The following is a 22,988-nucleotide window of genomic DNA, read 5'->3' on the forward strand; positions in this document are numbered from 1 at the left end:
GAGTTTTATCTATTAATCAACCTTAAAAATCAACTTAACAAATATATCCTCCAGCGCGACACTCCAGTCATTCGGCTAGCCAGCCGCCCGACAAACAATAAAAGAGGTGCATATGGCAGGTTTCGACAAGCGCGTGAGTTCCTACGAGGAGGCCATGGCGGGTCTTGAAGACGGCATGACCGTGATTGCCGGCGGCTTCGGCCTGTGTGGCATCCCGGAAAACCTGATCGCCGAGATCAAGCGCAAAGGCACCCGCGACCTCACCGTGGTCTCCAATAACTGCGGCGTCGACGGTTTCGGCCTCGGTGTGCTGCTGACCGACCGTCAGATCCGCAAAGTGATCGCCTCCTACGTCGGCGAAAACAAACTGTTCGAAGAGCAGCTGCTCAAGGGCGACATCGAAGTCATCCTGACCCCGCAAGGCACCCTCGCCGAGAAAATGCGCGCAGGCGGTGCCGGTATCCCGGCTTTCTTCACCGCCACCGGCGTCGGCACTCCGGTCGCCGAAGGCAAGGAAGTACGTGAATTCAATGGGCGCAAGTACCTGATGGAAGAATCCATCACTGGCGACTTCGCCATCGTCAAAGGCTGGAAAGCCGACCATTTCGGTAACGTCATCTACCGTCACACCGCGCAGAACTTCAACCCGCTGGCGGCCACCGCCGGCAAGATCACCGTGGTCGAAGTCGAAGAAATCGTCGAGCCCGGCGAACTGGATCCGTCGCAGATCCACACCCCCGGCATCTACGTCGACCGGGTCATTTGCGGCACGTTCGAAAAGCGCATCGAACAGCGCACCATCCGCAAATAATTCAGGCTGACGGAGAATAAACACATGGCACTTACCCGCGAACAAATGGCTCAGCGCGTCGCCCGCGAAATGCAGGACGGCTACTACGTGAACCTCGGTATCGGCATTCCGACCCTGGTCGCCAACTACATTCCCGACGGCATGGAAGTCATGCTGCAATCGGAAAACGGCCTGCTCGGCATGGGCCCGTTTCCGACTGAAGACACCATCGATGCCGACATGATCAACGCCGGCAAGCAGACCGTCACCGCGCGCATCGGCGCATCGATCTTCAACTCCGCCGAATCCTTCGCGATGATCCGCGGCGGCCATGTCGACCTGACCGTGCTCGGCGCGTTCGAGGTCGACGTCGAAGGCAACATCGCCTCGTGGATGATTCCCGGCAAACTGGTCAAGGGCATGGGCGGCGCGATGGATCTGGTGGCCGGTGCCGACAACATCATCGTGATCATGACCCACGCCTCCAAGGACGGTGAGTCCAAACTTCTGTCCAAATGCAGCCTGCCGCTGACCGGCGCCGGCTGCATCAAGCGCGTGCTGACCGACCTCGCCTACCTGGAAATCGAAAATGGCGCTTTTGTCCTCAAGGAACGCGCACCTGGCGTCAGCGTCGAGGAAATCGTCGCCAAAACCGCTGGTAAACTGATCGTCCCGGATCACGTACCGGAAATGCAGTTCGCTGCCCAGTGAGGAATTCGAAAATGCAAGACGTCGTAATTGTTGCCGCCACGCGCACCGCGATCGGCAGTTTCCAAGGGTCTCTGGCCAGCGTGTCCGCGGTGGATCTGGGCGCTGCGGTGATCCGTCAGTTGCTGGAACAGACCGGTCTGGACGGTGCGCAGGTCGATGAAGTGATCATGGGCCAGGTGCTGACCGCGGGCGCTGGGCAGAACCCGGCGCGTCAGGCGGCGATCAAGGCTGGCCTGCCCCACGCCGTGCCAGCCATGACCCTGAACAAGGTGTGCGGTTCGGGCCTGAAGGCCCTGCACTTGGGCGCGCAGGCGATCCGTTGCGGCGATGCCGAGGTGATCATCGCTGGCGGTCAGGAGAACATGAGCTTGTCCAACTACGTGATGCCGGGTGCTCGCACCGGTCTGCGCATGGGTCACGCGCAAATCGTCGACACCATGATCAGCGATGGTCTGTGGGATGCGTTCAACGATTACCACATGGGCATCACTGCCGAGAATCTGGTCGATCAATACCAGATCAGTCGCGAGCAGCAGGACGCCTTTGCCGCCGCTTCGCAGCGCAAGGCCGCCGCAGCCATCGAAGCCGGGCGTTTCGTCGATGAAATCACCCCGATTCTGATCCCGCAGCGCAAAGGTGATCCGGTCGCGTTCAAGGTCGACGAACAACCGCGCGGCGACACCACCGCCGAATCGCTGGCCAAACTGCGTCCGGCGTTCAAGAAGGATGGCAGCGTCACCGCCGGCAATGCCTCCTCGCTGAACGACGGCGCCGCCGCCGTCATCCTGATGAGCGCCGAGAAAGCCAAGGCTCTGGGCCTGCCGGTGCTGGCGAAAATTGCGGCTTACGCCAATGCGGGCGTGGACCCGGCGATCATGGGCATCGGCCCGGTCTCGGCCACCCGTCGCTGCCTCGACAAGGCAGGCTGGAACATCGGTCAACTGGACCTGATCGAAGCCAACGAAGCCTTCGCCGCACAATCACTGGCGGTGGCCAAGGATCTGCAATGGGATCTGGACAAGGTCAACGTCAACGGCGGCGCCATCGCCCTCGGTCACCCGATCGGTGCGTCGGGCTGCCGGGTGCTGGTGACCTTGCTGCACGAGATGCTCAAGCGTGATGCGAAAAAAGGTCTGGCGACCTTGTGCATCGGCGGCGGTCAGGGTGTGGCGCTGGCGCTGGAACGCCCTTAACAATCGAGTTCATCGGCGGGCGGCGGATCCACGACATCCGCTGCTCGCTGGCAACAAAAAAACCGGTGCGACTTGCGTTGCACCGGTTTTTTTTGCCTGAATTTTGTGTCGATCTTCAGGGCCCCATCGCTGGCAAGCCAGCTCCCACAGGGTCTTGGGGTATACAAAGAATTTGAATCCACCCTCAATCACTGTGGGAGCTGGCTTGCCAGCGATGAGGCCGGTTCAGGCAGCACAAAACATGGCTCACACCACCATCTGCAGAATCAACCAGGCATTCGCCCCACTGATCACCACAAACAATCCCCACGCCAGCACCCGGGTCGGCAGCCGATTCACAAACGGCCCCATCAGTTGTTTGTCGCTGGTCATGCGGATCAACGGGTACAGCGCAAATGGCAGCTGCAGGCTTAACACCACCTGACTCAACACCAGCAATTTGCCCACCGCGTTGTCGCCCATCAGCCACACGCCAATGAATGCCGGGATCAACGCCAGCCCACGCGTGATCAAACGCCGCTGCCAGCAGGGAATTCGCAGGTTCAGGTAACCCTCCATGATCACCTGCCCGGCGATGGTCCCGGTGAACGTCGAGCTCTGCCCCGATGCCAGCAACGCGACGCCGAACAGCACACTGGCCAGCGCACCACCAACCAGCGGGTCGAGCAAGTGGTAGGCGTCCTGAATGTCGACCACGTCGGTATGCCCGGACTGGTGAAAAGCGGCCGCCGCCAGAATCAGGATCGCCGCGTTGACCAGCAGCGCCAGCGCCAGCGAACCGATGGTGTCGATCCGCGCCAGGTTCACCGCGTCCTGCTTGCTCGCCAGATCCTTGCCGATCATCCGCGTTTGCACAATCGAGGTGTGCAGGTAAAGGTTGTGCGGCATCACCGTCGCGCCAAGAATACCGATCGCCAGGTACAGCGGCGCAGCATCGCTGATCGCCGAGAGCGACGGTTTGAATCCGGCGAACACCTGCGGCCAGTAAGGTTTGATCAGCACCAGCTCAACGAAGAAACACACGCCGATGGTCGCCACCAGCACCAGCATGATTGCCTCCAGCCGACGGAAGCCACGGTTCTGCAGAGCCAGCACCAGCAGCGTATCGAAGGCAGTCAGGGCAATGCCGAAGGTCAGCGAACAACCCAGCAATAAATGGAAGGCCAAGGCACAGCCGAGCACTTCGGCCAGATCGGTGGCGATGATCGAGATTTCCGCCAGCACCCATTGCAGGCGCGCGGTCGGGGTGCTGTAGCGCTCACGGGACAATTGCGCGAGATCGCGGCCGGTGGCGATGCCCAGCCGCGAGCAGAGGCATTGCACGACCATTCCCGCCAGGCTCGCCAGCAACACCACGAACAGCAGGCTGTAACCAAAACGCGAACCGGCCTCGATGGCGGTCGCCCAGTTACCGGGGTCCATGTAGCCGATCGACACCAACAGGCCGGGACCGGCAAAACGCAGCACGCGTTTGAAGAACGAAGCGTTCGGATCGACCGCGACGCTGCCGGCTACTTCTGGCGGGCAGAACGGCGCAGTGGCGATTTTGGGTAAGCTGAATTTCACGCACACATCCAGAAACAAGTTCGAAAGACGCAGCTTAGAGGTTTCAGTTGAACCCTTGAAGAGCAAAAGATCGCAGCCTTCGGCAGCTCCTTCAGGATATGCATTCCAATGCAGGAGCTGCCGAAGGCTGCGATCTTTTGCTCTTAACGACTCACACCCAGTAACTGCTCGCGCAATTCGGGATTACGAGTACGCGGATCCAGCCAGATATCGAAAAACGCCCGGGCAAATTGCGGATCATCAATTTCGTGCTGCAACTGCTGCCCGACAAAGAATCGCGCACCCTGCCCCGGCAGGTATACGCCGGTAATCCGTGTGCCCGCCTGCACATCGACGAACGATTGCTGCATTTGTCCTTGCCACCTGGCCAGTTGCGCGGGACTGACGCCCGAGCCTGCCAGCCGTTTGATTTCATCGACACTGGCCTGCACCAGATCATCGCGCGAGATCTCGCGCCGGTAGATCAGCTCCAGAGCGAAGGGCTGTTCGGTCGACAGTGGGCGTGCCGCGCTCCACAACCGGGCGTTGTAGACGTCGAAGCCGAACACACTGAAATCGCCGGTGCCGATGATTTGCGCGCCGGGCACCGCGTCCTGCCAATTGGCCCAGGTCGGCGTGAGTAACAACGCCCACAAGCCGATGCCACAGCACCCAAGCAGCAACTTCGATGGTTTGTTCATTGCGGCATCGACCCCGGTAAACCCTGATCTTCAGAGCATAGCGGATATCACTCGCGCACTTTGTATACAAAAATTGTCGATCAATGCAGCAATCGGTTACCGTGGCCGTTCAATCCCCCGGAGGCCTCCCGCGTGCTGATCCTCAAATTACTGCTGATCCCCGGTTTCCTGCTGCTGATTTCCCTCGCTGGCAAGCGCTGGGGGCCGAGCGTCGCCGGGTGGCTGTCGGGGCTGCCGGTGGTGGTCGGGCCGATTCTGTTTTTCCTCGCCATCGAACAGGGGCCGCAGTTTGCTGCGCAATCGGCGGTGGCGGCGCTGTCGGCGATGTTCGCCATGATCGCCTTCTGCATCACCTACGCGCAGGTGGCGCAGCGGGCGAACTGGCCATGGGCGCTGACGATTTCCCTGACGGTGTGGGCGGTGCTGGCGCTGGAGCTGTCGCTGATTCCGTCGTCACTGACGTTCTCGGTCGCGGCGGCGGCCACTGCCCTGCTCGCCGCGCCATACCTGTTCCCCAATGTGCAACCGGTGCTGAACGGCCCGGCACCGAAATCGGACAAACTGCTCTGGCGAATGATTGCCGGCGCGGCGCTGACGCTGTTGGTGACGATGCTCGCCAGTACCGTGGGCGAACGCTGGAGCGGTCTGCTCGCGGTGTTCCCGGTACTCGGGAGTGTGATGGCGGTGTTTTCTCAGCAGACTCGTGGCCCGGCATTTACCGCGGCATTGCTGCGGGCGACGGCGACGGGCATGTACTCGTTTTCGGCGTTTTGTCTGGTGTCGGCGCTGACCCTGCCAAGCCTCGGCCTCAGCGGATTCATCGCCGGTGTCGCGGTATCGGTGGCCATGCTCGGGGTCACCCGTAAACTGCTGGCCCGACCTGTTCCGGCAAAAAACCGTACTCCCGAGGCTGATGCGAACACCTGACAAACCGCGCTGGAATGCCAGGCATGCTCCGTGGGATCATCGCCGCCCTGGCGCGACCATCCCTCGGAGATTCACATGTCATTGCTCAGCAAGAAAGCCGTCGTCCTGTTGCTGGCGGCGGTCGCCGGTCTCGGCGCCCTCAACGCCCAGGCAGCCAAGCCCAAGGAAAAGGCCTCGACCAACAACGTGTCGATGCTGGACGGCAAGTTCACCTTCGTCCTGCCCAAAGGCTTCAGCGCCGACCCGCTGCCAGCCGGGCCGACCGGTGCCAAAGGCACGATGTACACCAATCAGGCGACCAAGACCGTGGTCATCGCCGCGGAAAACCAGATCGCCGGTGGCACCAGCGTGAAGGACAACGACAACGAATTTCTCGACGGCAGCCTGGCAAGTTTCATCGATGACCAGCGCAAGGCGCTGCCGGACTTCAACAAGCTCACAGAAAAGAGTCTGACCCAGAAAAGCAGTGGCCTCGGCGTGCGTCAGGTCGACAGCACTGCCACCCAAGGCGGCGGCCAGACACTCAATACCACCCTGCTCGCCGCCTCCGGCAAACGCATGGCCTTGGTCCAGGTGATTTCCCGGGCCAGCGACAAAAGCGGTCACGATGCGCTGGTGAAAACCATCCTCAAGGACAAGTGACCGTCACGGGTTGAGCTGCTGCAGCCAGACGTTCAAGTCACGCAGCTCGGCCGCGCTGATGCTGTGGCCGACGCCGGGATAGGCGTGAAACTCGGGCTTATAGGCGAGTTTCTGCAGCAGCGTATTGGCCTCGGTGCCGTCGCGGTACGGCACTCGATCATCGGCGGTGCCATGGCCGATGAAGATGTGCAGCGGCAGCGGTGGCTGCTCGGCTTTTAGTTCGGTTTTCAACACCGGCAACAGCCGTCCGCTCAACGCCGCAATCCCGCCGACCGCCACCGGCGGACGCAAGCCCACTTCGTAGGTCATCATCGCGCCCTGACTGAAACCGATCAGGTACACCTTGTCCGGGCTGGCGTGATATTTCTGCGCCGCCTGCGCGACAAACTCCCGCAACTTCTGGCCGCTGGCCTGCAGATCATCGGTCTCGCCGTTGTAAGCCCCTTCGCCTTTCTTGCGAAACCACTGGAAACGTCCTTCGCCCAACGCCAGCGGCGCCTGCACCGAGAGGTAGTTGTACTGCGCCGGCAGCTGAAATTTCATACCGATCAGATCGGCTTCGTTACTGCCGTAGCCGTGCAGGAATATCACCAGTGGTCGAGTGTTCGCGTCCGGGTGGACCTGTTCGATGTATTTCAGTGGCAAGTCGCTTTGCAGCGTGGTTTGCGCATGCACGGCGCTGGACGCCAGCAGGGTTAACAGGGCAAACGCCTTCAACATAGAGCCTTCCTTCACGGAGCGTCGGGTTCGGGGCAGCCTAACATTGTCTGAACGTTGTGGTGTCGCGGATGCCGCCATCGCTGGCAAGCCAGCTCCCACAGTGATCGGTGGTGTTCACAAAACCTGTGGGAGCTGGCTTGCCAGCGATGAGGCCAGCAAAAACACCGAAGTTCTATCAGTCGTTGATCAACTTGCCCACCCGGATCGGTTCACGCCCCGCCACTTTGGCCTGCCAGATTCCCGGCTGGGTGTAACGTCCACGATCAATCGCAAACAGCACGCCGCTGGTGCCGGCGCGGACGGTGGTGAGGCGGTCATTCAACGGGTCCACCACCTCGAACAACGCATCGCCCTGCTCGACCCACTCCCCGGCATTACGCAGGAAACTGACCACGCCGTGGTGCGGCGCGAACAGGTATTCGGTGCCTTCGAACGGCATGCCTTCGCAGCAGTCGCTCGGGGCCGCCGGCCATTCGCCGCTGATGAACCCCTGCTCGGCGAGAAAGCCGAGTATCGCTTCGCAATTGGCCTGCGCCTGATCAACCCGGGTATCGCCCATACTGCCCAGTTCCAGAGTGGTGGCAAGGTTCGCCGGGGGAATCGCCGCGTTCGGAAACGCCCGCGCCAGACGCAGCCACGGCGATGAGCACGACTCGTCGAACGAACTGCCGCCGGAGTCTTCACACAACAGTGCAACGCCGGCCTGCAGTCGCGCCGCCAGCGATTGCCAGCGCGGCCAGTGTTGCGGCAGCGCGTAAAGGTGAATCGTCGCATCAAAATCGCAATGCAGATCCAGAGTGATGTCGGCGTCGCAGGCATGGCGCAGCAGCAAGCGGTGCAGCGCTTCCAGCTGCGAGGCCGGGGCCGGCAGTTCATCGAGCACCTGGCCCATGGTTTGCCGGATCAACGCTATGTTGGCCTCGGCATCGCTGCCCAGCCGCTCGCCGATGCGCGCCGCCACTGGCGCGCTGAGTTCGACAAACGCGCGGTTGAAATTCTTCCCGCTGCCCAGCTCGAAGCGGCCCATGTGGCTGCCTTGCAAATGCTGATCGAGCCCGATCGGGTTGGCCACCGGCACCAACTCGATCACCCCTTGCAGACGGCCCTGCTGCTCCAGCGCATTCAGGCGTTGCTTGAGTTCCCATGCGGTGCGCATGCCCGGCAGTTCGTCGGCGTGCAGACTGGCCTGGATGTAGACCTTGCGGCTGCCCGCGCCGTAACGGAAGACGCTGAGGGAACGTTCGCTGCCCAAGTGGCTCCAGGGCAGGACATGGTCGATGCGTTGCATGGGAAAACTCCTGCAGTCTGGTAGATCTGGATCGATGAGATCCCTGTGGGAGCGAGCTTGCTCGCGAATGCAACCTGACAGTCAATAAAGATGTTGAATGTTAAACCGCATTCGCGAGCAAGCTCGCTCCCACAGTGAATCTCCGCCGTAGAAAGAGAGCACAAAAAAAGTGGCCACCGCGCAAACGGGACCACTTTTTTCTACGCCGTATTAATGGCCGTACACGTCAAAGTCGAAGTACTTGTCCTGGACTTTCTTGTACTCGCCATTGGCGCGGATTTCGGTGATGGCCTTGTTGAATTTCTCGGCCAGCTCGGTATCGCCCTTGCGCACCGCAATGCCGGCGCCGCCACCGAAGTACTTGGCGTCTTCGTAGGTCGGGCCGACGAATTCGAAGCCTTTGCCGGCGTCGGTCTTCAGGAAACCGTCGCTGAGGTTGACCGAGTCGGCCAGCATCGCGTCGAGACGACCGGATTTCATATCCAGGTTGGCTTCCTGTTGCGAGCCGTAGCGCACCACTTCAAACCCGGCGTCCTTGGCGATGTCGGTGGCGTAGCGGTCGTGGGTACTGGCGCGCAGTACGCCGACTTTCTTGCCCTTGAGTTCGGTCAGCGGGTCTTTGACACCGGAGCCTTCCTTCATCACGAAGCGCGCCGGGGTGTGGTAGTACTTGATGGTGAAATCGACGTTCTTCTTGCGGTCGTCGGTGATGGTCATCGAGGACAGGATCGCGTCGATCTTCTTCACTTTGAGTGCCGGGATCAGGCCATCGAACTCCTGCTCGACCCACACGCATTTAACGTCCATCTGTTTGCACAGCGCATCGCCGATGTCGACATCGAACCCGGTGAGCTTGCCGTCAGCGGTTTTCATCGAGAATGGCGGGTAAGCGGCTTCGATCCCCAGACGAATCGGTTTGGCGTCCTCAGCCACAGCGGTCAAGGACAACATCGACAGTGCCAGGGCACCGAACATCACTAGCTTCTTCATTTATTACTCCTGTGTGCGGAGGCTTTTATTGGCAGCTTTCGATTGGCGTTCGGTCATGGCCATCAAGTAGCAAAAACCGAAGTGGACGGCAGTCTATGGCGGCGCGCACAGGGTAAATTGTGTTTAGGCGACAAATACTTACAGAACATCGGCGCACGCGTTGACCGGGATCAACGGTGCGCCGACATGGTGCAAAGGCTGTAGGACAAATCTTTGAAAATGACAAGATTCCTCCCCTGTAGGAGCTGCCGCAGGCTGCGATCTTTTGCTCTTGAAAGCCAAAAGATCGCAGCCTTCGGCAGCTCCTACAAAAGCATTTCAGCATTCGCAGGCGATGGGGGTTTTGGCAGGTTGTTCGACGCTCAGCGAAAAGCCCTCATCGAGCCAGCCGCACACGCCACCGATCATCTCCTTGACCGGGTAACCCAGCGCCGCCAGTTTCACCGCTGCCTTGTTGGCGCCGTTGCAGTGCGGACCTGCGCAATAGACCACGAACAATGTGTCCTTGGCGTAAGTCGACAAGGCTTCGGGCGTCAACAACCGCGTCGGAATATTGATCGCGCCCGGTACATGACCGCGCTCGAACGCCAGCGGACCACGCACATCGACCAGGACAAAATCGACCTCACCAGCCTCCTGGCTGCTGAAGACGTCGGAACAATCGGTTTCATAGGTCAGACGATTGCTGAAATGCATCAGGGCAATCGCCGACGGCGCAGCAGGCATTTCGCGAACCAGGCTGGGCATGTTGTGGAGCTCCTGTATCAGTTGGGGTGTGAACAGACTTTATCGGGCCGTCACTTGGCGCTACAGTGGCGCGCAAGACACTCACTGGGAACTTTCCGCCAAATGCCTGATTCACCTGGATTGGTCGCGATTCTGGCCTACGACGGCCTCTGTACCTTCGAGTTCGGGATTGCCGTGGAAATCTTCGGCCTCGCCCGGCCGGAGTTCGATTTCCCGTGGTACGAGCACCGCATCGTCGCCGTCGACGCAGGGCCGATGCGCGCCATGGGCGGCATTCACGTCCTGGCCGACGGCGGCCTGGAGCTGCTGGCGCAGGCACGCACCATCATCATTCCCGGTTGGCGTGATCGCGAAGCCCCGGTGCCGCCGGCCCTGCTTGGCGCATTGCGTCAGGCCCACGCCCACGGTGCGCGGCTGCTATCGATCTGTTCAGGGGTGTTCGTGCTGGCCGCCAGCGGCTTGCTCGACGGCCACGGCGCGACCACCCACTGGCGCTACAGCGATGAACTGGCGCGGCGCTTCCCGGCGATAGCGGTGGATCCGGATGTGCTGTACGTCGACTCGGGTCAGTTGATCACCTCGGCCGGCAGTGCCGCCGGGATCGATGCCTGTCTGCATCTGGTGGCCCGCGACTTTGGCACTCAGGTCGCCAATTCGGTGGCGCGGCGGCTGGTGATGTCGCCGCAACGCACCGGCGGCCAGGCGCAGTTCATTCCCACGCCTGTCAGCCCGACGCCGCGCAACGATTTGTCACGGGTGATGCAGTGGGCTCGCGAGCGTCTGCACCAACCGCTGGAAGTGCGCGATCTGGCGAGCGAAGCGGCAATGAGCGAGCGCACGTTTCTGCGGCGATTCAGCGAGGCCAGCGGGCAATCGCCCAAGGCGTGGCTGCAACACGAACGCCTGGCGCGGGCGCGGGAACTGCTGGAAAGCACAGCGCACAACAGCGAACAGATTGCCGAGCGCTGTGGTTACCGATCAGTGGAAAGTTTTCGCGTGGCATTTCGCAGCGTGGTCGGGGTGCCGCCGTCGGTGTATCGGGAGCGGTTTGGGCGTGGGGTCAAAGCGATATCCTGAGGTGAGTTTCCGGACGCCTTCGCTGGCAAGCCAGCTCCCACAGGTTTGGCGTCGTACACACAACTTATTTCAACCCGAAAACCTGTGGGAGCGGGCTTGCCCGCGATGAGGCCCGAACCGACACCCGACAATTCAGGGCTTGCGCAACAGATAGGTATCCATGATCCACCCATGCTCGGCCCGCGCCGCTTTGCGCGTGCGCTCGATCTGATCCGCAACATCCTCAAGCTTGCCGCTGATCAGAAGCTCATCCGGCGTGCCCAGGTAGGCCCCCCAGTAAATCTCGGTCTGCTGATCCTCAACATGGCGGTAGGAATCTTCAGCGTCGAGCATCACCACCAGGCTGTCCGTGTCACTCACCTGGCCCGCCGCCAGACGCCGGCCCGTGGTGATTTCGACAGACCGGCCAATGCTGTTCAACGGCACTTTATGCTGCGCGGCCAGTGCCTGAACGCTGGTAATCCCGGGGATCACTTCAAACTCGAACACACAGCGGCCTGACGCCAGAATCGCCTGCAGGATACGAATCGTGCTGTCGTACAGCGCCGGGTCGCCCCACACGAGGAAACCACCGCAGTCGTTGTCAGCCAATTCTTCATTGATCAGCCGCTCGAAGGTTTCCTGCTTTGCACGGTTCAGATCTTCGACCGCGCGGGTGTAGTCCACGTCGCCACGCTCACGCTCCGGGCTGTGAGCTTCGACGAAACGATAGGCAGGATCGGTGATGTAGCGCTCACAGATGTCGCGACGCAGATCGATCAGTTTGTCCTTGCGCGGGCCTTTGTCCATCAGAAAAAACACATCTACCCGGTTGAGCGCTTTCACCGCCTGCAGGGTGATGTAGTCGGGGTTGCCGGCGCCGATGCCGATGACCAGCAGTCGTTTCATCACTGTGCTCCCACACGAACGCTACTCGGCAAGCGTAGCCGCCAGATCCCGTTGAACCGCAGTTCAACGACTGACAGCGGCTCAACATCAATCGCGTTGAACGCTACGCCCTGCACCACCTGCATCAATGCAGCCCGCACCACAAAAGGATGGGTGATCGCGACGATAGGCCCCGGCGTGCCTTGCAGGCTGGCCAGCCATACCGCCACGCGCTCGCCCAATTGCGTCACCGACTCGCCGCCATGGGGTGCCGCCTGCGGATCACTGATCCATGCCTGCAAAGCCTCGGCCTCGCGCAGTTGCAGATCCTTGATCGCTTGTCCGTGCCAGCGCCCCATATCGCAATCGCGCAGCGCTTCGTCCACCTGCGGCGCCGCACCGAACCACTCGGCGGTCTGGCGCGTACGCAATTCCGGCCCGCACAACAGACGGCCGGCGCTGGCGAATTGTGTGGTCAACGCAGCGAGCTCTGATGGCGGATTTTCAACCGGCTCGTTCGTAGGAAAACGCGACAATTTCTGTGCGACGGTTCGAGCGTGGCAGATCAAAGTCAAACAGGTGGATTGCACAGGGTTGCACTCGCTGAACATCGATTGAATCGGCGGCAAACTGCCGGTTTTGCGGCAATTGTGCCGCAAAACCGGGCGGCTCGGGGGACCTCGCGAGCCAGGACGGTACCCCGACGAGCGTACAAAAACGGCAATGTCTCACACACCAATAGGCAATGGACTACAAGGGTCGAGGACATCGGTGTAGCCCTTGTGACACAGCTCTTTGAGGTTATTTAAACAGTGAATTCCTACCGCAAAAAATTCACTAGACATGTAACCTGAGTTACATAAATACTGTTTTAACGGATTATGAAACAAATTCAACACCCCCTCATCCAGCAGGAGCCCGGATGCCCCCTCTTAGAGACTTGATCACCGATCCCGGCCTGGAGCTGACGCCGTCGGAGCGCAAAGTGATTCGCGCCCTGCTCGACCAGTATCCACGCAATGGCCTGGGTCCGATGGCGCGTCTGGCCGAACACGCCGGCGTCAGCGATCCGACCATCGTGCGGCTGGTGAAAAAGCTCGGATTCGGCGGTTATGCCGAATTTCAGGACGCCCTGCTCAGCGATATGGACCACCGCCTGCGCTCGCCGCGCACCCTGCTGCAGCCGCGTTCGCACCTGAACAAGGACGACGCCTGGGGCCATTATCTGGCCGATAGCCAACGCCTGCTGGTGGAAACCCAGGTCCTGACCCAGCCCGAAGACATACGCATTCTGCTCGATTGGCTGCTCGATACGCGGCACCAGATCTACTGCTTCGGCGGACGCTTCAGCAGCCTGATGGCCAACTATCTGCTCAATCACCTGCGTCTGCTGCGCCCCGGCTGCTTTGCCCTGGAAGACAACGCGCAACTGCCCGACCGCCTGTTCGATCTGCAACGCCAGGACGTGGTGCTGCTGTTCGACTATCGCCGCTATCAGACCCAGGCCTTGCGCGTGGCCAGTGCTGCAAAAAGCCGCAACGCCCGGGTGGTGCTGTTCACCGACATCTATGCCTCACCGCTGCGTGAACTGGCCGACCTGATCATCAGCGCCCCGGTGGAATCGGCTTCGCCGTTCGACACCATGGTGCCAGCGCTGGCCCAGGTCGAAGCACTGATTGCCTGCCTGACCCTGCGCAGCCCCGATCTGGCCGATCGCCTGGAAGGCATCGACGCCCTGCGCAACGAGTTCCACACCCACCTGCTGGAGGATAAATAAGGATGTTCAGTCTTCCCCACCGCTCACCGCGGGACTTGCCGTTTGTCACCGATCACACCGCGTTGCTGCTGGTGGACATGCAGCGTGCCTGGCTCGAACCGCAGTTCGATCCGCACCTGAACGGCCCGGACGCCGAGTATTTCCTGACCCGCACCCACATGCAGGTGGTGCCCAACCAGCGCCGCTTGCTCAGCGCCTTTCGCGAAGCGCGGCAGAACGTGCTGCACACCATTATCGAAAGCCTGACCGCTGACGGCCGCGACCGCTCGCTGGATCACAAACTGTCGGACATGCACCTGCCCAAGGGCAGTGAACAGGCGCGGATCATCGACGACCTGACGCCGGTGGAAAACGAGATCGTGTTACCGAAAACCTCGTCCGGGGTGTTCAACTCGACCAACATCGATTACGTGCTGCGCAACCTCGAAACCCGCCACTTGATCGTCGCCGGCATCGTCACCGACCAGTGCGTCGACATGGCGGTGCGTGATGCCGCCGACCGCGGTTATCTGGTGACGCTGGTCGAAGACGCCTGCGCCACCTACACCCCGGCGCGACATGACGCCTGCCTGAATGCGATCAAGGGCTACTGCTGGATCACCGACACCCAGACGGTGCTCGGCAGGTTGCAGGAGATGCGCCCATGAGCGAGCGCCTGACGCCGTTGCCGATGACCACCATCGTCACCACTGACTTGATCGGCATCACCCGTGGCCGTTCGTTTCCCACCGATCAGCTGGAGCATTATCAAGCGGCCGGGTGCGGCTGGGTGCCGGCCAACAGCGCACTGACGCCTCAGGACATCATCGCCTCGACCAACCCATGGGGCGCCTATGGTGATTTGCGGCTGATTCCCGATCTGGCCAGTCGCGTGACGGTCGGTAATGGCCCGGACGCCGCAGCACCGGCGCTGGACTTTATCCACGGCGACATCCGCGAGACCGATGGCCGGCCGTGGAGCGCTTGCCCGCGCACGCTGCTGCGCGATGAAATCGAACGTTATCGCGACGACCTCGGCCTGCAGGTCAACGCAGCGTTCGAACATGAATTCAACCTGCATGCCGGCTTCGCTGAACACCTGGCGTTTTCCCTCGAAGCCCAGCGTCAGGGCGCCGAGTTCGGCGGCTGGCTGCTCAGCGCCTTGCGTGCCGGTGGCGTCGAGCCAGAGATGTTTCTGCCGGAATACGGCAAGCATCAATACGAAATCACCTGCCGCCCGACCTGCGGCGTGGCAGCGGCGGATCGTGCGGTCAATGTGCGCGAGATCACCCGTGAAATCGCCCGGCAAATGGGCCTGGACGTCAGCTTCGCGCCGAAAACCAAGGCCGATGCGGTGTGCAACGGCGTGCACTTGCACGTCAGCCTGCTCGACCTGCAAGGTCTGCCGCTGCTCTATGACGCCGGCACCAGCAACGGTCTGTCGACCCTCGGCCAGCATTGGGCGGCCGGCATCCTGCATTATCTGCCAGCGCTGTGTGCATTCACCGCGCCGACGCCGGTGTCGTACGAACGCCTGCAGCCGCATCACTGGAGCGCGTCCTACGCGTGTCTGGGGCAGCAGAACCGTGAAGCGGCGTTGCGCATTTGTCCGACCGTGAGCCTGGGCGGCAAATCCGTGGCGGCGCAGTACAACCTCGAATTCCGCGCCATGGACGCCACCGCTTCGCCGCACTTGGCGATGGCCGCGCTGCTGATCGCCGGACGGCTGGGCATCGAACAGCGCCTGGCGCTGAACGCAATCACCGATGAAATACCCGATTCACTCAACGACGAGCAACGCAAGGCCCGGGGCATCGTTGCCCTGCCCGCCTCGCTGGCCCAGGCGCTGGATTGCCTGCGTGACAGTGCAGCCTTCAACCAATGGCTGCCCAAGCCGTTGCTCGACACCTACCACGCCCTTAAAACCGAGGAACTGGCGCTGACGGAACAGCTCTCGCCCGCTGACCTGTGTGAGCACTATGCACGCCTGTACTGAATCCGCCGAGCTGGGGTTGTATACCCGCCCGGTCTACAACCTGAGTCGTGAAGATTCATCGCATCCATTGATCCTGGTGTGTGAGCACGCCAGCCGCTACATCCCCGAAGCCCTGAACAACCTAGGCCTGGACGATGCAGCCGCGCGCGAGCACATCGCCTGGGACATCGGCGCCTTGCAACTGGCTGAAAAGCTTTCGCAGGTGCTCGGGGCGACACTGTTGAGCGCCAACTATTCACGGTTGCTGATCGACCTCAACCGGCCCCGGCATGCCCCCGACAGCATTCCGGCACAGAGCGAGATTTATCAGGTGCCCGGCAATCGCGAGCTGGACGAAGCCACTCGCGAGTACCGGCGCCAGACGCTGTTCAAACCGTTTCACGCCCGGCTGCAAACCCTGATCGACCAACGCGTCGCGCAGGGTCAAGCGGTACGGGTGGTGGGGATTCACAGCTTTACCCCGGTGTATTACGGCCAGCCGCGCCCGCTGGAAGTCGGCGTGTTGTTCGGCCAGGCCAGCGCCTACGCACAACGGCTGATCGACGGCCTCGGCCAGCACCCGTTGAAGGTCGCGGGCAACCAGCCGTACCGGATCGATCCGCTGGGTGACATGACCGTGCCAGTGCACGGCGATGCCCGTGGACTGGAGTCGGTGCTGATCGAAGTGCGCAACGATCTGCTGCGCAGCCCGGAAGCGGTTTCGCTGTGGGCCGAGCGCCTGGCACCGCTGCTGTAACGAATGCAAAGATTGATAACGCGGTAAACGATGGACCGACATAACAACTAAAACGCCGGATAGGCTGACAAGGAGTTGCGCTTCATGGAAATAGAAGAGTTCGGCTACAAACAGGAGTTGAAACGTAGCCTGACACTGACCGATCTGGTGGTGTACGGAATGATCTTCATGATCCCCATCGCCCCGTTTGGCGTGTATGGCTACGTCAATGCCGAGGCGCCCGGGATGGTGCCGCTGGCCTACATCATCGGCATGGTGGCGATGCTGTTCACCGCGTTGAGCTATGGCAGCATGGCGCGGGCATTTCCGATTGCAGGTTCGGTCTACTCCTACGCGCAACGCGGCCTCAACCAACACGTCGGCTTTCTCGCCGGCTGGCTGATGCTGCTCGACTACCTGCTGATTCCGCCGCTGCTATATGTCTACGCGGCGATGGCCCTGAACCATCTGTACCCGGACATTCCGAAAGTCGGCTTCATTCTGGCGTTCCTCGTCAGCGCGACGTTCGTCAACCTGCGCGGCATCACCTTCACCGCACGGATGAACATCATCTTCCTGCTGGCGCAATTGGTGGTGCTGGGGATTTTCCTGTTCTACGCCTGGAATGCCCTGCACAACGGCGGCGGCAACGGCGAGCTGACCCTGGCGCCGCTGTTTCACCCGGAAACATTCAACTTCGCCCTGCTGATGCAGGCGGTGTCGATTGCGGTGCTGTCGTTCCTTGGCTTCGATGCGATCTCGACGCTAGCCGAAGAAATCAAGGGCGACCCGGGCAAAAGCGTCGGTCGGGCAGCGCTGATCACGCTGCTGGTGATGGGCGCGATTTTCGTCGTACAGACCTGGATCGCCACCGACCTCGCTGCCGGCATGGGCTTCAAGTCCGCCGACACCGCGTTCTATGAAATCGCCGAAATCGCGGCGGGCAGCTGGCTGGCAACGCTGACCGGTGTGGCGACTGCTCTGGCCTGGGGGGTTGCCGTGGCAATCACCTCGCAAGCCGCGGTGTCGCGCCTGCTGTTCGGCATGGCCCGTGACGGCAAGTTGCCGAAAGTGCTGGCCAAGGTGCACCCGAAGCACAACACCCCGTACCTGAGCATTTATCTGGTGGCGCTGCTGTCGCTGGTGATCTGCTACCTGTTCATCAATTCGGTCGACACCCTGACCTCGCTGGTCAACTTCGGTGCCCTCAGCGGTTTCATGCTGCTGCACCTGACAGTGATCAACTACTACTGGCGTCGGCAGAAGTCCGGCCAGGTCGTGCGCCATCTGATCTGCCCGGTGATCGGCTTCATCATCGTCGCCGCCATCATGTACAACATGGGCGTCGATGCGCAGAAACTCGGCCTGATCTGGATCGCGCTGGGTCTGGTGTACCTGTTCTTCCTGAACAAGCTCGGCGCCAGCAGCGCGCTGCCTGACCCGAGTAACGGCTGACAAGAAAAAGAGCGGCGTCTGACAACAAGTCAGGCGACCGCCGCTTTAAAGCGTGGCAACCGACAGTGATAGTCAGGTTCGGTGCGGATCACCGGACCCTTTGATACAGGAGTGCATCCATGCTGGTCTTACGCCCAGTCGAGCCAACCGACCTGCCGCAATTGCAGCAACTGGCCCGCGACAGTCTGGTCGGCGTCACGTCGCTGCCGGACGACAGCGAACGCCTGCGTGAAAAAATCGCCGGTTCCTGCGCCTCGTTCGACCACGACATTCAGGCGCAAGGCCCGGAGAATTACTTCTTCGTGCTGGAAGACCTCGACACTCGGCGGCTGGTCGGCTGCTCGGAGATCCTCGCCACGGCCGGTTTCAACGAACCGTTCTACAGCCTGCGCAACCGCCACTTCACCAGCGCCTCGCGGGAATTGAACATCGAACACGGCGTGCCGGCGCTGTCGTTGTGTCACGACCTCAACGACCACACCCTGCTGCGCGGTTTTCACATCGACAATGCGCTGGTGCGCAGCGCTTTTTCCGAACTGCTGTCGCGGGCGCGGCTGCTGTTCATCGCCGCTCACGCATCCCGTTTCGCCGATGCGGTGATCACCGAAATCGTCGGCTACAGCGATGAGAATGGCCATTCACCGTTCTGGGATGCACTGGGCAAGCATTTCTTCGACCTGCCCTACGTCGAGGCCGAGCGCCTGTGCGGTCTGCAAAGCCGCACCTTTCTCGCCGAACTGATGCCGCAATACCCGATTTACGTGCCGATGCTGCCCCCGGAAGCACAGGCATGCATCGGCCGGATTCACCCGGACGGCCAGGAAGCGTTCGACATCCTTGAACGCGAAGGCTTTGAAACCAACAGCTACATCGACCTGTTCGACGCGGGCCCGACCCTGTATGCGCGCACCGCGAACATCCGTTCGATCGCCCGCAGCCAGACCGCCACCGTACGCCAGCAAGCACAAATCGACGCTCGGGGACGCTATCTGGTGAGCAACGACGCCTTGCACGGTTTCCGGGCCATCGTCGCCGAACTGGATTACCAGCCCGATCAACCGCTGTCCCTTACGCCAGCCCTGTGCACGGCGCTGAAGGTCACCGATGGCAGCACGATCAGGCTGACAGCCCTGTGAACGGCGCCCGGTTGCACACCCAACGACAGTGCCCGAACAGGCGCGTACAAGGAGTTACCGCATGATCGTCCGTCCGGTCAAAGTCAGCGACCTGCCAGCGCTGATGACTCTGGTGCAGCAGGCCGGCCCCGGGTTCACCACCCTGCCGGCCAATGAAGACCGCCTCGCTCACCGGGTGCGCTGGGCGCAACGTGCGTTCGCCGAGCAGGTGGAACGGGCCGACGCCGACTACCTGTTCGTGCTCGAAGACGACGACCTGCGCGTGGTGGGTGTCAGCGCCCTGACCGGCGCGGTTGGCCTGCGCGAGCCGTGGTACAACTACCGCGTCGGATTGACCGTGAGTTCGTCAGCGGATCTGGGCATTTCCCGACAGATACCCACGCTGTTTCTCAATAATGAGCTGACCGGCCAGTCGGAGCTGTGCTCGCTGTTTCTCAGCCACGACCATCGTCATGGCAGCAACGGCCGGCTGCTGTCGTTGGGGCGCCTGCTGTTCGTGGCCGAATTTCCGCAGTTGTTTGGCGAGAAGATGATCGCCGAACTGCGTGGCAGTGCCGATGAACGCGGTTGTTCGCCGTTCTGGGACAGCCTGGGCCGGCACTTTTTCCAGATGGACTTCAGCCACGCCGACCACTTGTCGGGTCTGGGCAACAAGTCGTTCATCGCCGAACTGATGCCGCGCCAGCCGTTGTACACCTGCATGCTGACCGAACAGGCACAAGCGGCCATCGGCCAGCCACACCCCAATACCGAGCCGGCGCTGAAGATCCTGCGCGAGGAAGGCTTTGTACATAAGGGCTACATCGACATCTTCGACGGTGGCCCGGTGATCGAAGCGCCGATCGGCAGCATTCGTACCGTGCGCGACAGCCAGGCGCTGACCTTGAGCCTCGGCACGCCGGACGATCAGGCCCCCTTGTGGCTGATCCATAACCGTCGCCTGGAGAACTGCCGTATCACCGTGGCCCCCGGTCGTCTGGTCGGCAATACCCTGGTGGTCGACCGCCTGACCGCCAAGCGCCTGCAACTGCAGCCGGGCAATTCGGTCCGCGCCGTGCTGCTGCCCAGGCAACAGCAACACGCAGTCGCGGCCTGAACAACTGTCCTGACACTGGAAATCCGCTGATTGCAGATGAAACCTTTCAGCCTTTGCATCCGTGATCAACGCCTCACTCGCAAATTCGTCATGAATCTTGACCCATTCGCGTGATAGCCTTTTCATTCTTCGGCGTTGACACCATTGCTCAAGCCGTTCCATTCCTTTGTATTGGTGGAACTCGTATGACCAGGCTTTCCCATCAAGATTTGCGCCGTAATTTCCGTCAATTGCTGGCTTCCGACACCTGCTACCACACGGCCTCGGTGTTCGACCCGATGTCCGCGCGCATCGCCGCAGACCTGGGTTTTGAAGTGGGGATCCTCGGCGGCTCCGTCGCCTCTTTGCAGGTGTTGGGCGCTCCCGACTTCGCCTTGATCACCCTCAGCGAGTTCGCTGAGCAGGCCACCCGCATCGGCCGCGTCGCTCAACTGCCCGTGATCGCCGACGCCGACCACGGCTACGGCAACGCCCTCAACGTGATGCGCACCATCGTCGAACTGGAACGCGCCGGCGTCGCCGCCCTGACCATCGAAGACACGCTGCTGCCGGCACAATTCGGCCGTAAATCCACCGACCTGATCTCGGTTGCCGAAGGCGTCGGCAAGATCCGTGCAGCGCTGGAAGCCCGGGTCGATTCGGAAATGGCGATCATCGCCCGCACCAACGCCGGTATTCTGCCGAACCAGGAAATCATCAGCCGCACCAAGCAATACCAGGCCGCCGGTGCCGACGGCATCTGCATGGTCGGCGTGCAGGACTTCGATCAGCTAGAACAGATTGCCGAACACTTGACCGTGCCACTGATGCTGGTCACCTACGGCAACCCGGCGCTGCGCGACGACAAGCGTCTGGCCGAACTCGGTGTGCGCGTAACCATCGACGGTCACGGCGCGTACTTCGCGGCGATCAAGGCCACCTACGACAGCCTGCGTGAGCAACGACAGATCTTTACCCAGGCTTCGGACCTGAGTGCCACCGAACTGACGCACACCTACACCCAGCCAGAGGACTACATTCTCTGGGCGAAGGAATACATGAGCGTCAAGGAGTGATGTGATGACCGGGCTGACGCTATCGCTGGCAAGCCAGCTCCCAAAGGTTATTTGGCCGACATGGATTTGTGGGCATCACCAAAGTCCGTGGGAGCTGGCCTGCCAGTAAAAGCAGTGGATCAGGCTATATGGATGTTGATTGTGCTCACGCCATCGCGAGCAGGCTCGCTCCCACATTTGATCGGTGTCGAACACAGATACTGCGTCCACTGAAGTTCTACTGTGGGAGCTGGCTTGCCAGCGATGGGGCCGGTCGCCTCAGCACTGAACAATGTTCAGACTGTGACTATTTGGCCAATTCCATGATCATCCGCGACAACAGATAAATCCGCGGCGCCACGCTCGCCACTTCAGCGTACTCCTCCGGCGTATGAATATTGCCGCCGACAATACCGAAACCGTCCAGCGTCGGTGTGCCCACGCCGGCTGACAGGCTGGCATCCGCTGCACCACCACTGCCCTCTTCGGTCAGCTTGCGGCCGATCTCGCCGTAAATCCCTTGGGCCATCGCCATCAAGCGATCCGACTCCGCCGTTTGCGGCATCGGCGGCAAGCCGCGTTTGAGGCTGGTGGTGACTTCGGTTTCCGCGATCAGCTTGTCCTGCGAGACCCGCGCCAGGTCTTTCTCGATCCGGTCGAACTCTTCCGGCACGGCCGCGCGCACGTCAGCCTTGGCGGTGGCGTGATCGGGAATCACGTTGGTGCGGTCGCCGGCCTGGAGCACAGTGAAGTTGATCGTGGTTTTCTTCGCTTCGTCGCCGAGTTTGCCCAGTTGCAGAATCTGGTGCGCCGCTTCCATCGCTGCGTTGCGTCCCAGCTCCGGCGCGACGCCCGCATGCGCAGCCTTGCCCTTGACCTCGACCAGCGCCGTTGCGCTGCCTTTGCGCCACACCACCAGACCATCGGCCGGACGCCCCGGTTCGAGGTTGAGCGTCACGTCGTGGGCCTTGGCGGTTTTCTTGATCAGGTCGGTGGCGACGTCCGAGCCGGTTTCTTCGCTGGCATCGAGCAGGAAGGTGATTTGCGCGTAATCCTTGAAGTCGAGGTTCTTCAGGATCTTCAGCGCGTAGATCCCGGCGACGATGCCACCCTTGTCGTCCATCACCCCCGGCCCGTAGGCGCGGCCGTCCTTGATATGGAACGGGCGCTCGGCGGCGGAGCCTTCCTTGAACACCGTGTCCATGTGCGCCATCAAGAGGATTTTCGCCTTGCCGGTGCCTTTGAAAGTGGCCAGCACGTGGTTGGTTTTTTCCGGGGTGTTGGGCACCAGCTCGATGGTGGCGCCGAGTTTTTTCAGCTCGTCGATGGCGATCTCGCTGACATGTTTGAGGCCCGGTTCATAGCCGGAACCGGAGTCGATGTTGACCAGCCGCTCCAGCAGTTTCAGGGCTTCAGGCTGATACTGCTCGGCATCGGCCAGCACTTGCTTGTGCGGTTCGGCGAAGGCACCGGCAGCGCTGAAGGCGAGAGACAGGCCGAGGCTGGCGGCCAGCAGGGAGCGGGGAAATGAGAACGTCATGAATCGATCCTTGTTTCGCGTCGGGGGATTCAAACCGTACCTGACATCAACGCAAGGCTCTA

23 protein-coding genes are annotated in these 22,988 nt (G+C 61.3%); 14 read left to right on the forward strand and 9 right to left on the reverse strand.

The genetic code is table 11. The annotated features are described in order from the left end of the window. Positions 1-112: 112 nt before the first annotated feature. Genes GTQ41_RS16280 through GTQ41_RS16290 form a run of 3 tightly spaced genes read left to right on the forward strand, consistent with a single transcriptional unit; the run spans position 113 to position 2,694 of the window. The gene (locus tag GTQ41_RS16280; RefSeq protein WP_047293425.1) at positions 113-811 is read left to right on the forward strand and encodes a CoA transferase subunit A; all 699 of its coding nucleotides are present in this window, start codon (positions 113-115) and stop codon (positions 809-811) included. A gap of 24 nt (positions 812-835) precedes the next feature. Then, a complete protein-coding gene (locus GTQ41_RS16285; RefSeq protein WP_047293423.1) occupies positions 836-1,501 on the forward strand; it encodes a CoA transferase subunit B in 666 nt (221 codons plus the stop codon). An 11-nt stretch (positions 1,502-1,512) separates the two neighbouring features. Beyond that, positions 1,513-2,694 carry an acetyl-CoA C-acetyltransferase gene (locus GTQ41_RS16290; RefSeq protein WP_047293421.1) on the forward strand — a complete coding sequence of 394 codons (1,182 nt, stop codon included), beginning with the start codon at positions 1,513-1,515 and terminating at the stop codon, positions 2,692-2,694. A 246-nt stretch (positions 2,695-2,940) separates the two neighbouring features. Here the strand turns inward: GTQ41_RS16290 and GTQ41_RS16295 are convergent, their stop codons facing one another. Together GTQ41_RS16295 and GTQ41_RS16300 are read right to left on the reverse strand one after the other, a co-directional pair. Beyond that, positions 2,941-4,260, reverse strand: a complete 1,320-nt coding sequence (locus tag GTQ41_RS16295) for an Nramp family divalent metal transporter (protein ID WP_041073538.1) — start codon at positions 4,258-4,260, stop codon at positions 2,941-2,943. Positions 4,261-4,403: 143 nt separating this feature from the next. Then, positions 4,404-4,940: a chalcone isomerase family protein gene (locus tag GTQ41_RS16300; RefSeq protein WP_047293419.1), complete on the reverse strand. Its 537-nt coding sequence runs from the start codon at positions 4,938-4,940 to the stop codon at positions 4,404-4,406. Positions 4,941-5,072: 132 nt separating this feature from the next. Here GTQ41_RS16300 and GTQ41_RS16305 point away from each other — a divergent pair, with 132 nt between their 5' ends. Continuing rightward, entirely contained in the window at positions 5,073-5,867 is a 795-nt protein-coding gene (locus tag GTQ41_RS16305) for a hypothetical protein (protein ID WP_047293417.1), read from the forward strand. A 75-nt stretch (positions 5,868-5,942) separates the two neighbouring features. Next, the gene (locus GTQ41_RS16310; RefSeq protein WP_047293415.1) at positions 5,943-6,509 is read left to right on the forward strand and encodes a hypothetical protein; all 567 of its coding nucleotides are present in this window, start codon (positions 5,943-5,945) and stop codon (positions 6,507-6,509) included. Positions 6,510-6,512: 3 nt separating this feature from the next. Here GTQ41_RS16310 and GTQ41_RS16315 read toward each other — a convergent pair whose 3' ends face one another. The 4 genes from GTQ41_RS16315 to GTQ41_RS16330 all read right to left on the reverse strand — a co-directional run bounded on the left by GTQ41_RS16315 (position 6,513) and on the right by GTQ41_RS16330 (position 10,254). Beyond that, positions 6,513-7,229 (reverse strand): alpha/beta hydrolase, encoded by a 717-nt coding sequence (locus GTQ41_RS16315; protein ID WP_047293413.1) that lies wholly within the window; start codon positions 7,227-7,229, stop codon positions 6,513-6,515. Positions 7,230-7,404: 175 nt separating this feature from the next. Next, positions 7,405-8,517, reverse strand: a complete 1,113-nt coding sequence (locus GTQ41_RS16320) for a M14 family metallopeptidase (RefSeq protein WP_047293411.1) — start codon at positions 8,515-8,517, stop codon at positions 7,405-7,407. A gap of 210 nt (positions 8,518-8,727) precedes the next feature. Then, a complete protein-coding gene (locus GTQ41_RS16325) occupies positions 8,728-9,507 on the reverse strand; it encodes an ABC transporter substrate-binding protein (RefSeq protein WP_047293409.1) in 780 nt (259 codons plus the stop codon). A 318-nt stretch (positions 9,508-9,825) separates the two neighbouring features. Beyond that, positions 9,826-10,254, reverse strand: a complete 429-nt coding sequence (locus tag GTQ41_RS16330) for a rhodanese-like domain-containing protein (protein WP_047293407.1) — start codon at positions 10,252-10,254, stop codon at positions 9,826-9,828. A 102-nt stretch (positions 10,255-10,356) separates the two neighbouring features. Between GTQ41_RS16330 and ftrA the strand changes: the two genes are divergently transcribed. Beyond that, positions 10,357-11,331 (forward strand): transcriptional regulator FtrA, encoded by a 975-nt coding sequence (gene ftrA / locus GTQ41_RS16335; protein WP_047293405.1) that lies wholly within the window; start codon positions 10,357-10,359, stop codon positions 11,329-11,331. 132 nt (positions 11,332-11,463) lie between these two features. Here ftrA and cobF read toward each other — a convergent pair whose 3' ends face one another. Next, complete coding sequence (cobF, locus tag GTQ41_RS16340; RefSeq protein ID WP_047293404.1) at positions 11,464-12,219, reverse strand: precorrin-6A synthase (deacetylating); 756 nt, start codon at positions 12,217-12,219, stop codon at positions 11,464-11,466. Continuing rightward, entirely contained in the window at positions 12,219-12,809 is a 591-nt protein-coding gene (locus GTQ41_RS16345) for a histidine phosphatase family protein (protein WP_196302422.1), read from the reverse strand. The genes cobF and GTQ41_RS16345 overlap by 1 nt, the downstream gene beginning before the upstream one ends. Before the next feature lie 311 nt (positions 12,810-13,120). Between GTQ41_RS16345 and GTQ41_RS16350 the strand changes: the two genes are divergently transcribed. The 8 genes from GTQ41_RS16350 (at position 13,121) to GTQ41_RS16385 (ending at position 21,407) form a co-directional block, all read left to right on the forward strand. Beyond that, entirely contained in the window at positions 13,121-13,975 is an 855-nt protein-coding gene (locus GTQ41_RS16350; protein WP_047293401.1) for a MurR/RpiR family transcriptional regulator, read from the forward strand. Positions 13,976-13,977: 2 nt separating this feature from the next. Beyond that, a complete protein-coding gene (locus tag GTQ41_RS16355; protein ID WP_047293399.1) occupies positions 13,978-14,622 on the forward strand; it encodes an isochorismatase family cysteine hydrolase in 645 nt (214 codons plus the stop codon). Next, positions 14,619-15,950: a glutamine synthetase gene (locus tag GTQ41_RS16360; RefSeq protein ID WP_047293398.1), complete on the forward strand. Its 1,332-nt coding sequence runs from the start codon at positions 14,619-14,621 to the stop codon at positions 15,948-15,950. The genes GTQ41_RS16355 and GTQ41_RS16360 overlap by 4 nt, the downstream gene beginning before the upstream one ends. Next, positions 15,934-16,686 carry an N-formylglutamate amidohydrolase gene (locus tag GTQ41_RS16365; RefSeq protein ID WP_041074157.1) on the forward strand — a complete coding sequence of 251 codons (753 nt, stop codon included), beginning with the start codon at positions 15,934-15,936 and terminating at the stop codon, positions 16,684-16,686. Before GTQ41_RS16360 ends, GTQ41_RS16365 begins: the two co-directional genes overlap by 17 nt. An 84-nt stretch (positions 16,687-16,770) precedes the next feature. Further along, the gene (locus GTQ41_RS16370) at positions 16,771-18,120 is read left to right on the forward strand and encodes an APC family permease (protein WP_047293395.1); all 1,350 of its coding nucleotides are present in this window, start codon (positions 16,771-16,773) and stop codon (positions 18,118-18,120) included. Between the two features lie 119 nt (positions 18,121-18,239). Further along, positions 18,240-19,256: an arginine N-succinyltransferase gene (locus GTQ41_RS16375; RefSeq protein WP_047293392.1), complete on the forward strand. Its 1,017-nt coding sequence runs from the start codon at positions 18,240-18,242 to the stop codon at positions 19,254-19,256. A gap of 61 nt (positions 19,257-19,317) precedes the next feature. Continuing rightward, positions 19,318-20,352: an arginine N-succinyltransferase gene (astA, locus tag GTQ41_RS16380; RefSeq protein WP_041074151.1), complete on the forward strand. Its 1,035-nt coding sequence runs from the start codon at positions 19,318-19,320 to the stop codon at positions 20,350-20,352. 185 nt (positions 20,353-20,537) lie between these two features. After that, positions 20,538-21,407 (forward strand): oxaloacetate decarboxylase, encoded by an 870-nt coding sequence (locus tag GTQ41_RS16385; RefSeq protein ID WP_007968750.1) that lies wholly within the window; start codon positions 20,538-20,540, stop codon positions 21,405-21,407. Between the two features lie 286 nt (positions 21,408-21,693). Here the strand turns inward: GTQ41_RS16385 and GTQ41_RS16390 are convergent, their stop codons facing one another. Next, a complete protein-coding gene (locus GTQ41_RS16390) occupies positions 21,694-22,926 on the reverse strand; it encodes a M20/M25/M40 family metallo-hydrolase (RefSeq protein WP_047293390.1) in 1,233 nt (410 codons plus the stop codon). Positions 22,927-22,988 lie beyond the last annotated feature (62 nt).

Origin of the sequence: Pseudomonas sp. AN-B15, from assembly GCF_019056475.1 — a bacterium.
Taxonomy (GTDB): Bacteria; Pseudomonadota; Gammaproteobacteria; order Pseudomonadales; family Pseudomonadaceae; genus Aquipseudomonas; species Aquipseudomonas parakoreensis.